The 12,765-nt window shown below is 70.7% G+C and carries 9 protein-coding genes; 3 read left to right on the top strand and 6 right to left on the bottom strand.

Translation table 11 applies throughout. The annotated features are described in order from the left end of the window. Positions 1 to 172: 172 nt before the first annotated feature. Complete coding sequence (locus tag LJB74_RS12180; protein WP_259308783.1) at positions 173 to 814, top strand: class A beta-lactamase-related serine hydrolase; 642 nt, start codon at positions 173 to 175, stop codon at positions 812 to 814. A 161-nt stretch (positions 815 to 975) separates the two neighbouring features. On the opposite strand, the gene LJB74_RS12175 is transcribed toward LJB74_RS12180, so the two are convergent. The 6 genes from LJB74_RS12175 to LJB74_RS12150 form a co-directional block, all read right to left on the bottom strand. Beyond that, positions 976 to 2,541: a GH39 family glycosyl hydrolase gene (locus LJB74_RS12175; protein ID WP_259308782.1), complete on the bottom strand. Its 1,566-nt coding sequence runs from the start codon at positions 2,539 to 2,541 to the stop codon at positions 976 to 978. Next, positions 2,541 to 4,058 (bottom strand): alpha-N-arabinofuranosidase, encoded by a 1,518-nt coding sequence (locus LJB74_RS12170; protein ID WP_259308781.1) that lies wholly within the window; start codon positions 4,056 to 4,058, stop codon positions 2,541 to 2,543. The genes LJB74_RS12175 and LJB74_RS12170 overlap by 1 nt, the downstream gene beginning before the upstream one ends. A 104-nt stretch (positions 4,059 to 4,162) precedes the next feature. Next, a complete protein-coding gene (locus tag LJB74_RS12165; RefSeq protein ID WP_259310352.1) occupies positions 4,163 to 6,475 on the bottom strand; it encodes a glycoside hydrolase family 3 N-terminal domain-containing protein in 2,313 nt (770 codons plus the stop codon). A 178-nt stretch (positions 6,476 to 6,653) separates the two neighbouring features. Then, positions 6,654 to 7,532, bottom strand: coding sequence for a carbohydrate ABC transporter permease (locus LJB74_RS12160; protein WP_259308780.1), 879 nt, complete (start codon positions 7,530 to 7,532; stop codon positions 6,654 to 6,656). Then, the gene (locus LJB74_RS12155) at positions 7,532 to 8,500 is read right to left on the bottom strand and encodes a carbohydrate ABC transporter permease (protein WP_259308779.1); all 969 of its coding nucleotides are present in this window, start codon (positions 8,498 to 8,500) and stop codon (positions 7,532 to 7,534) included. The genes LJB74_RS12160 and LJB74_RS12155 overlap by 1 nt, the downstream gene beginning before the upstream one ends. A gap of 69 nt (positions 8,501 to 8,569) precedes the next feature. Next, positions 8,570 to 9,874: an extracellular solute-binding protein gene (locus LJB74_RS12150; RefSeq protein WP_259308778.1), complete on the bottom strand. Its 1,305-nt coding sequence runs from the start codon at positions 9,872 to 9,874 to the stop codon at positions 8,570 to 8,572. Between the two features lie 442 nt (positions 9,875 to 10,316). Between LJB74_RS12150 and LJB74_RS12145 the strand changes: the two genes are divergently transcribed. Both LJB74_RS12145 and LJB74_RS12140 read left to right on the top strand, forming a co-directional pair. Beyond that, positions 10,317 to 12,383 (top strand): FAD-dependent oxidoreductase, encoded by a 2,067-nt coding sequence (locus LJB74_RS12145; RefSeq protein WP_259308777.1) that lies wholly within the window; start codon positions 10,317 to 10,319, stop codon positions 12,381 to 12,383. Continuing rightward, the gene (locus LJB74_RS12140; protein WP_259308776.1) at positions 12,380 to 12,763 is read left to right on the top strand and encodes a hypothetical protein; all 384 of its coding nucleotides are present in this window, start codon (positions 12,380 to 12,382) and stop codon (positions 12,761 to 12,763) included. Before LJB74_RS12145 ends, LJB74_RS12140 begins: the two co-directional genes overlap by 4 nt. Positions 12,764 to 12,765 lie beyond the last annotated feature (2 nt).

Raw genomic sequence — 12,765 nt, 5'->3', positions numbered from 1 at the left:
CGTCGACGACCGACCCCACCGACTCCACCGGCGCTGCGGCCGTCGGCGACCCGGTCGGGATGAGTCCGACGGCCCCGCGGTCGGCCGAGGGGGTTGGCGCGCCGAGGCCGCGCTCGACGGGTTCCAGGCCCAGGTCGCCGCGCTGGACGCCGCGACCACCGGCACGGCCAGCGTGTACGCGCTCAACCTCGACACCGGTCTGGCGGCCTCGTACAACCCGGCGACCGCTTTCGTCACCGCCAGCATCGTCAAGGTGGACCTCGTCGCGGCCCTGCTGCTCCGGGCCCAGGACGCCGCACGCGAGCTGACGGCGACCGAACGGTCGCTCGCCACGGCAGCGATCACCGCCAGCAGCAACGACGCCGCGACCAGCATCTTCCAGGCCATCGGCGGGGCAGGCGGCCTCGCGAGCGCGAACGCCCGACTGGGGCTCGTCGAGACCACCCCCCGGTCGTCCTGGGGTCTCACGACGACCTCGGCGGCCGACCAGGTCCGCCTGCTGACCGCCCTCACCAGCGACAACAGCCCGCTGACCGCGTCGTCCCGCGCCTACCTGCTCGGGCTCATGTCCGAGGTCTGCGACGACCAGGACTGGGGCGTCACCGCCGCCGGTGACGACGACGCGCCCGTCAAGAACGGCTGGCTCCCGTACAGCGGCGACGGCTACGCGTGGGAGGTGAACTCGATCGGGATCGTCACCGTCGGAAGCCAGCGCGTCCTGATCGCCGTCCTGACCCGCCACGGCGCCACCGAGGAGAGCGGCATCGCGCTCGTCGAGCAGCTCAGCAGGCTCGCCGCTGCCGCGGTGACGTGACGCGCCGCGGTGCGGTGAGGTGAGGTGAGGTGACCAGCGGCCGCGACGGGCCGCACGCGTGCGACAAGCTGACCGCGCACGACCGGCCGGACGCCGCTGGCGGCCTGAGGCACCACCGGCCGACGCACCACCGGCCCCGATCCGCGTGCTCTCGGCCCCCGCTACCGCTCGTGCTCGGCGACGAGCCGGTCGTCGTCGAGCCCCAGCAGACGGCGGTCGTCGAGCCCCTCGTGGTGCGTGTCGTGGACCGCGGTGAGCTCGACGAACGTCACCTCGTGGCGCGAGAGCGCGAGCCGCAGCTCGACCCGTCCGTCGACGGTCGTCAACCGGTGGTGCTCGACGGCCGGCCGCTCGCACCGGCGCAGGATCTCGAGCTCGCGCGCGTCGGGCGACATCGGCCGCCCCAGCTCGCGCCATGCGGTGAACGCGTTGCCGTCGACCTCGTTGACGCGCTCGCGCAGGACGAAGACCCCGGTGTCGTCCGGGACCGGGTCCCCGCCGGCCACCACCGGCACGGACAGCACGACGTCGTGCCGGTCCGGGGCGGGCGGGGCGTCGGTCCCGCCCACGGGCTGCCAGGCCAGGACGGTGATCCGCCCGGAGGAGTCCTGGCAGACGAGGTGGTCGTCGCCGCGTGCGAGCACCTGTGCACCCATCCGGGCCATGAAGGCGTAGAGGTGGAACGTGGGCTTCGCGATCTGCCGGTGCGTGAGCAGCCCGAACCCGCCGTGGAAGAACGAGGTCGGGACGTCGAGCTCCTCGAACACGTCGCAGAACGTCCAGTACGAGAACGAGTCGACCAGGTCGCCGCCGCCGGCGAGCACGGGCGCGAGGTACGCGGCGTTGTACGCGGTGTCGTGGATCGGGTTGTCCGGCCGGTACGAGGTGTTGAACTCGGTGATGTGCACCGGCAGCCCGGCCAGCGGCGTGCCCCCGAGGTGGGTCCGCGGCGCGCCGAACTGGTCGAGCAGGTCCTGCGGCGGCATGAGCTCCTGGTACGTGCCGAACGGGATCGCCTGCTCCGGTCGCGACGTGTACGCGTGCCGACTGACGAAGTCGATCGGGACGTCGTGGCTGGTCACGAACTCGGCGAACGGTGCCCACCACTCGTCGGACCCGGGGGAGATCGCCGGCCCGCCGACCTGCAGCGACGCGTCGACCTCCTTGACGGCCCGCGCGGTGGCCTCGTACAGCCGGAAGTAGGCCTCCTGGTCTGCGTCCTTCCAGAAGATGTCGAGGTTGGGCTCGTTCCACACCTCGATCGGCCAGCGCCGCACCTCGTCGAGGCCGTACCGGTCGATCAGGTGACGCAGCAGCGCCTGGACCAGGTCGACCCACGCCTGCAGGTCCGCAGGCGGGGTGATGTTGCCCTTCCACCAGAACACCGTCTCCGGGCCGGAGGCGAGGAGGGACGGCATGAAGCCCAGCTCGAGGAACGGCCGGATGCCGAGCGCGAGCAGACGGTCGTGCACCTGGTCCACGTACGTGAACGAGTACCGGGTGTGCGTGCGGCCGTCGACCGCCGCGGTGCGGTGCACGCCCATGTCGTCGGACAGCAGCCCGTGCCCCCGGAGGTACGAGAACCCGATCTCGCGCTGCACCCGGGCCAAGGACTCGAGGTGGTCGGCACGCAGCGCCAGGTTGATCCGGCCCGTCCCGACGCACGCGCGCCAGGCGGGGGACAGCGGGCCGACGGGCGCGCCGGGGACGATCACGGGCTCGGGCATCAGCGGATCTCGACGACCGCGAAGGAGTGCGCCGGGAGGGTGAAGCGCACCCCGGTGGACGTCTCGACCACCTCGAGCGGCCGGGGGCTGACCTGGTCGGGGTCCGCCGCACTGTTGAACGAGCGGACGGACGACGGCGCGAGCACCCGGGCGCTCACGTCCTGCGGGCTGACCCCCCGCAGGTCGAGGTCCACCTCGACGGGGTGCTCGAGGTCGGCGTTCGTCAACGACACGTGGCACCGGCCCTCGGTGACGCTCGCCGTGGCCGAGAGCGTCGGGACGGACGTCCCGGCCACGTCGTGCTGCGCCTGCGGTGCGCGGACGTGCACCGGCACGGACGTGGCGTCGTGGTGGACCTTGTTCATCTCGAACACGTGGAAGGTCGGCGTCCGGACGAGGGCGCCGGTCTCCTCGTCGGTGAGCACCATGGCCTGCAGGACGTTGACCGTCTGGGCGATGTTGGCCATCGTGAGGCGGTCGGCGAGCCGGTGGAACGTGTCGAAGTGCAGCGAGGCGACGATCGCGTCCCGCATCGTGTTCTGCTGGTACAGGAACCCGGGGTTGGTGCCGGGCTCGACGTCCCACCAGGTTCCCCACTCGTCGAGGACGAGCCCGACCTTCCGTTCCGGGTCGTAGCGGTCCATGACCGCGACGTGCCGCCGCAGGATCGGCTCGATGGCCTGGGCGGCGACGACCGTCCGCCAGTACTCGTCGTCGCCGAACTGCGTCGCGCTCCCCTTGGCCTCCCAGGTGCCGCCGAACGTGTAGTAGTGGACCGAGATCGCCTCGAAGGGCAGGGCGTTGGACGGTCCCGGGGCGTCGACCGCACGCATGAGCGCTTCGGTCCAGGCGTAGTCGTCGTCCGCGGCACCCGCCGCGATGCGGGTGAGCGTGTTGTCCCCGTGGTTGCGGCAGAACGTCGCGTACTGCCGGGCGAGGTCGGCGTAGGCCTCCGCACGCATCCGCCCGCCACAGCCCCAGGGCTCGTTCCCGATCCCCCAGAACGGCACCCGCCACGGCTCGTCGCGACCGTTCGCACGCCTCAGGTCGGCCATCGGCGAGGTCCCCGGCCTGGTGAGGTACTCGACCCACTCGCTCATCTCCCGGACGGTCCCGGAGCCGACGTTCCCCGAGACGTACGGCGCCGTGCCGAGCAGCTCGCACAGCGCCATGAACTCGTGGCTGCCGAAGTGGTTGTTCTCCTCGACGTCACCCCAGTGCGTGTTGACCATGCGGGGGCGGTCCTCGCGCGGGCCGATCCCGTCGCGCCAGTGGTACTCGTCCGCGAAGCAGCCCCCGGGCCACCGGAGGTTCGGGATCTCCAGCTCGCGCAGCGCCTCGACGACGTCCAGCCGGATGCCGCCCTCGTTCGGGATCGGCGAGTCCTCACCCACCCAGAACCCGCCGTAGATGCACCGGCCGAGGTGCTCCGCGAAGTGCCCGTAGAGATGGCGGCTGATGACCGGCCCGGGGATGTCGACGTTGACGATGACGGTGGCACGAGTGGCGTCTGGCACGGCGGGTCGGCCTTTCGGTGCGGGTGTGGACTGCGCAGGTGTGTCGACTGCGCAGGTGTGTGGACGGCGCTGGATGGACGGCGTGCAGGGTGGCCAGCGTGCGGTCAGGACACCGGGGCCTCTTCGATCGGCCGCTGCACGCCCAGCCCGACCTCGTCGGCGACCTCGACCGTCGCCGGCACGACCTCGCTCACGACGAGTCTCGGGTCGGCGGTCGTCACACGGTGCACCGGACCGGTCACCGTGATCTCGGTCGTGGTCTCCTTCTCCGCGCACGACGGGCCGACCCACAGCTCGACCGCCCCGGGCTCGACGATGCGCACCATCGTGCGGTCGGAGAACGCCAGCCGGGTGGTGGGCACCCGGAACCGGACCAGTGCCGACTCCCCGACTGCCAGCGCAACCCGCCGGTATCCGAGCAGCTGCGCGACCGGGCGGGTCACGGTCGCGTTCACGTCGCGCGCGTACAGCTGGACCACGTCGACGCCGGCCCGCTCACCGGTGTTGCGGACCTGGACCTGCACCGTGAACGTGTCGCCCGCTGCGACCTCGTGGTCCGCGAGCACGTCGGTGCGCGTGAACGAGGTGTAGGACAGCCCGTGCCCGAACGGCAGCACCGGTGTGCTGTCCGTGCTGGTGACCTCCGAGGGGCCGCCGAGGATCGGGTGCAGGTAGGAGTACGGCTGGGCGCCGGCCGATCGTGGCAGGGTCACCGGCAGCCGGCCGGACGGGTTGACCCGCCCTGACAGGATGCCGGCGAGCGCCGTGCCGCCCTCTTCCCCGGGGAAGAACGCCTGGAGCACCGCCGACGGCGCGGATGCCCCGTCGACCGCCCACCCCACCGCGTACGGTCGCCCGGTCAGCATGACCATCACGACCGGCGTCCCGGTGGCGATCACGGCCTCGACGAGCTGACGCTGCACCCCGGGGAGGTCGAGGGTCTCGGTGTCGTTCCCCTCTCCGACGGTCCCGCGGCCGAACAGTCCGGCCTGGTCACCCACGACGACCACCGCGACGTCCGCGTCGCTCGCGAGCGCGATCGCCTCGGCGAAGCCGGACGTGTCGTCGCCCTCGACGGAGCAGCCCTCGGCGTACCGCACCTCGGTGCCGGGGAGCTCCGCCCGGAGCCCCTCGAGCACCGACGGGATCGCGAACCCCATCGGCACCTCGGGGTGGTGCACGAGCACGTGGTTGACGAACGAGTAGCAGCCCATCAGGGCCTCGGCGCGGGCGGCGTTCGGTCCGAGCACGGCCACCCGCCGCGGGGCCGGACGGTCCGTGCCGCCGAGCGGCAGGACGCCGTCGTTCGTGAGCAGCACCACGGACTCCTCGGCCACCCGGCGCGCGACGTCGCGGTGCTCCGGTGAGTCGAGGTCGATCGCCGTCGGCGGCTCGTCCTCGAACGTCGCGTCGAGCAGGCCGAGCTCCTCCTTCTGCGCGAGCGCGCGGAGCACGGCACGGTCCACGAGGGCCTCGTCGACGAGTCCCGCCCGCACCCGCTCGGCGAGCGGCTGCAGGTAGGCGTCGCCCGTCGGCAGCTCGACGTCGATGCCGGCCGCCAGCGCGAGCGCGGCGGCCTCCCCGAGATCGGCCGCGACGGCGTGCATCACGTGCAGGAACGCCACCGAGAAGTAGTCGGCGACGACGACGCCGTCGAAGCCCCACGTCTCACGCAGCAGCGTGGTGAGGTACGTCGGGTCCGATGCCATCGGGACGCCGTCGACCTCCGCGTAGGAGTTCATGACCGAGCGCGCCCCGCCGTCCAACACCGCCATCTCGAACGGTGGCAGCAGCACGTCGGCGAGCTCGCGCGGTCCGGCGCTGACCGGGCCGTGGTTGCGCCCGGCACGGGAGGCCGAGTACCCGACGAAGTGCTTGAGCGTGGCGTGCACCCCGGCGGACTGCAGTCCTCGCACGTAGGCCGTGCCGACCGTCCCGACCAGGTACGGATCCTCGCCGATGCACTCGTCGACCCTCCCCCAGCGTGGGTCGCGGATCACGTCGAGGACCGGGGCCAGCCCCTGGTGGATGCCGAGCTCGCGCATCGAGGTGCCGATGAGCGCGCCCATCTCGGCCACGAGGTCGGGGTCGAAGGTGCCACCCCAGGCCAGCGGGGTCGGGTACGTGGCGGCCTTCCAGGCCGCGAGGCCGGTCAGGCACTCCTCGTGCACGAGGGCCGGGATGCCGAGGCGGGTCTCGGTGACGAGGCGACGCTGCTCGCGCCACAGCCACGCCGCGCGCTCGACGGGGTCGACCGGCCGGGTGCCGTACACGCGGGTGAGATGCCCGATCCCGTGCGCGGTGGCCTCGTCGAGCCGGCCGGACGACGCCATCTCGCCCTGCATGGGAGCGACGACCTCACCACCCTGGTCGACCCAGAAGCCGACGAGCTGGGCAAGCTTCTCCTCGAGCGTCATGCGCGCATGCAGGGCATGCACCCGCGCGGACACCTCGGGCACTGCAGGAACGACGGTCACGAGACCTGTCTCCTTCGGACGTGACGCTGGGATGACGTGGTGGGGCTGCGGGAGGCGGAGCGCACTCCCGCCACCGACGGTGCGCCGGTGAGGCGCACCGTCGGTCACGGTGTGGCACTCAGCCCTTGACCGCTCCGGTCAGGCCGCCGACGATCCGGCGCTCGAAGAGGCTGAAGAAGACCAGTGCAGGGATCATCGACAGCGACGTGAACGCCAGGACCTTGGCGGTGTCGACCGAGTACTGCGAGGCGAACGCCTGCACGCCGAGCGGCAGGGTGTAGCTCGCCTCGTTGTTCAGGACGAACAACGGGAGCAGGTAGCTGTTCCAGCTGCCGATGAACGCGAGGATCCCTACCGTGACGACGCCAGGGATCGACAACGGGACGACCATGCGGAAGAAGAACCCCAGGCGGCTGCACCCGTCGATCGCGGCGGCTTCCTCGATCTCGTCCGGGATCGCCCGCAGGAACGGCACGAGGATGATGATCGTGACCGGAAGGGCGAACGCGATCTGCGGGAGGATGAGCCCCGGCAACGTGTTGATCAGGCCGAGGCTCTTGATCATGAGGTACAGCGGGGTGATCGCGACGGTCATCGGGAACATGAGGCCGGCGGCGAACAGCGTGTACATCGCACCGCGCCCGCGGAAGCGGTAGCGGGCGAGGACGTAGCTGGCCATGAGGCCGAGGACCACGACCCCGATCGTGGTGGCGACAGCGGTGATCGTGGAGTTGACCACCTCCTGCCAGAAGATCCCACCCTTCAGGACGTCGAGGTAGTTGCCGATCACCCACGGTGCCGGGAACCCCGCCGGGTTGTTCGTGATCTGGGAGTTCGTCCGGAACCCGCCGAGGATGATGTACAGGACGGGCGCGAGCATCGTGGCGACGAGCAGCAGGGCGATGAAGTAGATCGTCGGGCTGCCCCAGTCGCGCTTCTCCGGGTCCTTGTGGACGCGGGACCCCTGGGTCGACGTGTCGAGCGTGGTAGCAGACATCACTTCTTGCCCTCCGTGAGTGCGCCCTCGGTGTCGCGGCGCAGGACGAAGCGCTGGTAGACGAGCGCGATGACGAGCGAGATCACGAACAGCACGACGGCCACGGCGTTCCCATAGCCGTAGTTGCCCGAGTTGCGGCCGTTCCCGACCATGTAGGTCGCCATCGTCGAGGTGCCTGCCGTCGACGCGATGTACTGGCCCCAGATGATGTAGACGAGGTCGAAGAGCTGCAGCGAGCCGATGATCGACAGGAACGCCCAGATGCGGACCGTCGGCCCCAGCAGCGGCAGCGTGATCCGACGCTGGATCTGCCAGTACGACGCCCCGTCGATGGAGGCGGCCTCGTGCAGCTCGATCGGGATGCCCTGGAGGCCGGCGAGGAAGAGGAGCACCGCGAACCCGATGTACTTCCAGGAGATGATCACCATCAGTGACCAGATCGCGATCTTCGGGTCCGACAACCAGTCGTGCGCGAACCCGCCGAGCCCGATGGCCTTGAGCATGTCGTTCACGGCGCCGCTGGTCTGGAGCATGAGGCTCCAGCTGGTGCCGACGATCACCTCGGAGATCACGTACGGGACGAAGATCAGGACGCGGATGACGGACTTCCCACGCATCTTCTTGTTCAGCAGGAGCGCGAGACCGATCGCGATCGGTCCCTGCATGACCAGGGACAGGACGACGATCACCGCGTTGTGCTTCAGGGCGTCGATGAACAGCCCGTCCTGGAAGATGACGACGTAGTTCCGCAGGCCGATGAAGTCGGTCGGCCGGCCGTACCCCTTCCAGCTGAAGAACCCGTAGTACGCGGCCATGATGACCGGGAAGATCACGAAGGTCAGGAAGATGATGATGGCCGGGCCGGTGAGTGCCGCGATCTCAAGACGTGCCGGCCAGCCGATGCCCCGTCGGCGTCGTCCGGCGCCGGACGGGGGCAGCACAGCGACTGTGCTGCCCCCGTCCGCCATGAGATTCACAGGCGAGCCCTCCGGCAGTGATGAGCTCTCGCGAGTGGAATCAGACATGTGCGTCGCGCTCTATGCCTTCTTGGCGGCGTCGTTGGCCGCCTGGATGATGCCCTCAGGCGAACCCTTGCCCGCGAGCATGTCGACCACACCGGTGTTGAGGGCGTTGCCGACGTTCTGGCCGTAGAGCGTGTCCAGCCACTGCGACACGTACGGAGCAGCGTTGTACGCGGCCAGGATCTCCTTGAGGTACGACTCGGTCACGACAGCCTGCGCCTCGGTGTTCACCGGCGGGGCGTTGAAGGCCTTGTAGTACGCCTCCTGGACCGGAGTCGTGGCGATGTAGTTCAGGAAGTCGGTGCAGGCCGGCTTCGGGGCGTTCGCCGAGCACGAGTAGCCGTCGACGCCACCCATGATCGCGGCGCCGTTGCCCTGGCCGCCGGAGACGGTCGGGAACGGGAACCACCCGAGGTCAGGGAGCGGCTTCTGGTCGGGGGTGAGGGACCCGATGACTCCCGGGTCCCAGGCGCCCATGAGCTCCATGGCTGCCTTGTGGTTCGCGACCAGACCGGCGGAGCTACCGGCGCCCTGCTGCGCCGACGTGGTGAGGAAGCCGTTGTTGAACGGGTCGGTGGCGGCGAACGTCTTGAGGTCCTGGCCGGCCTTCAGCCAGCACGAGTCGGTGAACGTCTTGTCCTTCGCCGCGGTGTTCAGCGCCTCCTGGCTGCACTCGCGCAGAGCGAACCAGTAGTACCAGTGCGCTGCGGGCCAGGCGTCCTTCGCGCCGAGGGCGATCGGGTCGATGCCGGCTGCCTTGAGCTTGGCCACAACCGCGTTGAGCTCGTCGATCGTCTTCGGGAGCTCGGTGATCCCCGCCTGGGCGAAGAGGTCCTTGCTGTAGAAGATGCCGCCCGGGAGCGTGGCGACGGGCATGGCGTAGGTCTTGCCGTTGAGCTCCTCGGCCTTGAACGAGCCGGCGGAGATGACCTTCTTGGTCGCGTCGGAGATCGCGCTGGTGATGTCCATCACCTGGCCGGCGTCGACCATGGCGGCCATCTTGCCGCCCCCGCGCTGCATGAAGATGTCCGGTGCAGACCCGGAGTTCATCGCGGTCTGCAGCTTGCCGTCGAGGTCTTCGTTCTGGATGGCCTGGATGGTGATCTTGACGTTCGGGTTGGCCTTCTCGAAGTCCGCGACCGTCTTCTCCCAGAACGCCTTGCCGTCTCCGGTCGTGGCGTTGTGCCAGAAGGTCATGTTCACGGTGCCGCCGCTGCTACCCGTGCTGCCGCCGCCGCTGCTACCGCTGCTGCAGGCAGTGAGCCCTGCAGCACCCATCACCAGGGCGGCCGATACCGCCAGGGTCTTCCTCAGCTTCATGAGATCTGTCCTCTTCGTTGAGCAGCAGAAAATACGGAGTTCGCCCCGTGCGAGGCGGGACCGACGATCGCTGCTGACACCCGCGCGCCGGTCTGTGTCCTGGGTCGCGACGTCACCGTCTCCGGGCCGCAGCGCCCGACCTGGAGCCGCGTGCGTGGGGCCGCGCCGCGCCAGTGCCGAGAGCCCCGTCCGGGGGTGGTGCCGTGCTGTTCATGATCGAGCTCCTCGTCGTCGTCGACTCGGGACGTTCTGGACTCTTCCAGGCCCTGCGGGGGCGTGTCAATCGTTGTCGATAGCGTTATCCAAACTGTGACCTGGGCCACCCGAGACCTCCCATGAGTGAATCTCCGCCCTCTCACCAGGGACGATGGGCCCAGTCGCGGCACGTATGACCGGGAATAGCCTGGATCGAACTGCGCACCTCATCGAGGAGGTGGGGACCGTGCCAGAGGTCGTTCGCTCCGACCTGCCACACGTCGTCGTCATCGGGGGTGGTGGCACCGGAGGTGCGGTCGCCCACGACCTCGCACTGCGGGGCCTACGCGTCACGGTCCTCGAGCGCGGCGAGATCACCTCCGGCACCACCGGCCGCCACCACGGCCTGCTGCACAGCGGCGGGCGCTACGCGGTGGGCGACAAGGAGTCCGCCGTCGAGTGCATCACCGAGAACCGGATCCTGCGCCGGATCGCCCCCGGATCGTTCGAGGAGAACGACGGACTGTTCGTCGCCATCACGGACGAGGACATGGACTACCTGCCTCGGTTCGTCGAGGGCTGCGAGGCGTGCGACATCCCGGCGACCGTCCTCACCGCGGACGAGGCGCTGCGACGCGAGCCCGGCCTGACCCCGGACGTCAGGGCGGCGGTCCAGGTGCCGGACGGCACGATGGACGCGATGCGGCTCCCGCTGCGGTTCTTCGCGACGGCCCAGCACAACGGCGCGGTCATCCGCACCTTCACGGAGGTCGTCGGCCTGCGACGCGAGGCGGACGCCATCACCGCCGTAGCGATCCGCGACTACGTGACGGGCGAGGAGTCCGAGATCGCGGCCGACCTCGTGATCAACGCCTCGGGTCCGTGGGCGCAGCGCATCGCCGACATGGCGGGCGTCGAGGTGCCCATCCGCTGCTCCCCCGGTGTCCTCGTCGCGGTGCGCGGACGCTGGTGCGACATGGTGGTCAACCGGCTGCACCCGTCCGGCGACGGCGACATCGTGCTGCCCCAGCGGGGGCTGTGCGTGATCGGGACGAGCTCGTGGGTCGTCGACGACCCGGACGAGCTGCACCTGCCGGAGGACCACATCCGCACGATGTTCGAGCAGGGCGCCCGGCTCGTCCCCGCCGTCGCCGGTGCGGAGATGCGTGCGGCCTGGTCGGCGGTGCGACCCCTGATCGGCGACGGCGGCAGCCAGACCGGCCGCGAGCTCTCACGCACGTTCAAGTGCTTCGACCACGCCGAGCGCGACGGTGTCCGGGGCTTCATCACGATCTCCGGCGGGAAGGCCACCACGCTGCGGGCGATGGCCGAGGCGACCGTCGACGTGGCCTGCCGCACGCTCGGCGTCGACGAGCCGTGCCGCACCCGCGACGTCCCGTTGCTCCCGCACACCGCGTACTACACCGCGCACGAGGTCCCCGAGCACGCACCGACGATCGCCCGCCGGCCGCACCGGTCGGCATCGCGCGCGGCCGCGCACGCCACCGGCTCCACCACCGCGGACGCCGTCGCGTCCGCCGCCTCGACGACGCCGGACGTCCCCGGCCTGCCGACGCGCGACCTGCGCGTGTCCCGGTGGAAGACGGGCTGGACGGAACCGGTCGTGACGGACTACCTCGTCCCGGTCGAGCCGGCCACGACGGTGCTCGACGCGTTGCGGGCGGTCCGCTGGCACACCGACCCGACGTTGACGGTCCGCCACTCGTGCAGCCACTCCTCGTGCGGCACGTGCGGGGTCCGCGTGAACGGCGCGGCGGTGCTCGGCTGCGTGACCCGGCTCGAGGACCTCCCGGACGGGGTCGTCACGATCGAGCCGATCGCGAACGCCGCAGTGGTGAGCGACCTCGTGGTCGACATGACCGAGCTCTACGACCGGCTCGAGAAGACCGGGCGCCCGTTGATCCGCGCGAGCCGCGACGCCGCACCCGACCTGCCGACCCCCGTCCGGCTCGAGGACTGCGTCGAGTGCGGACTGTGCGTGTCGGCCTGCCCGATCACCGCCACCGACCCGGACTACCTCGGCCCCGCGGTGCTGGGCGCCGCGTGGCGGGCGGTCGCCGAGCCACGCGGCACGGACCCCCGGCCGGTGCTCGACTGGGTCGACGACCACCAGGGCTGCTGGCGCTGCCACCTCAGCTTCGCCTGCAGCCAGGTCTGCCCGACCGATGCCGACCCCGCGGCCGGGATCATGAACCTGCGCGGCGCGCTCACCCGGCAACGCCTGACGCGCCGCGGGCACGACGACGGCGCGGCACGACGCGGTGACCGCGCAGGACGGACGGCGGCACGATGAGACGCGATGGGCGCCGCGGGCTGCGCGGCTGGTGGATCCGGCCCGGCAGCGGGACCGGGAGCTGGGCGTTCGTCGCCAACCGGGTGTCGGCGTTGATCCTGGTCGGCTACCTGTACCTGCACCTCATGGTGCTCTCGCTGCTCGTGCGCGGGTCGTCGTCCTGGGACACGTTCCTGTCGATCGCCGGCGCGCGCCCGTTCATCGCCATCGACCTCGTGCTGTTCCTCGCCGTGGTCTGGCACGCCGCGAACGGTGTCCGGGTGGGCCTCGTGGGGACAGGCATCGCCGTCCGGCGGCAGAAGGTCCTGCTGGTGTGGGTCGCGGTCGTGAGCGTCCTGGTGCTCGCGGCGGCGGCCGTGGCCTTGCTGACGGAGGGCTGAGC

Source organism: Cellulomonas sp. P24, assembly GCF_024704385.1.
Classification (GTDB): Bacteria; Actinomycetota; Actinomycetes; order Actinomycetales; family Cellulomonadaceae; genus JAJDFX01.
The sequence above is the reverse complement of the archived record's forward strand: the minus strand, read 5'-3'. Positions and strand labels throughout refer to the sequence as shown.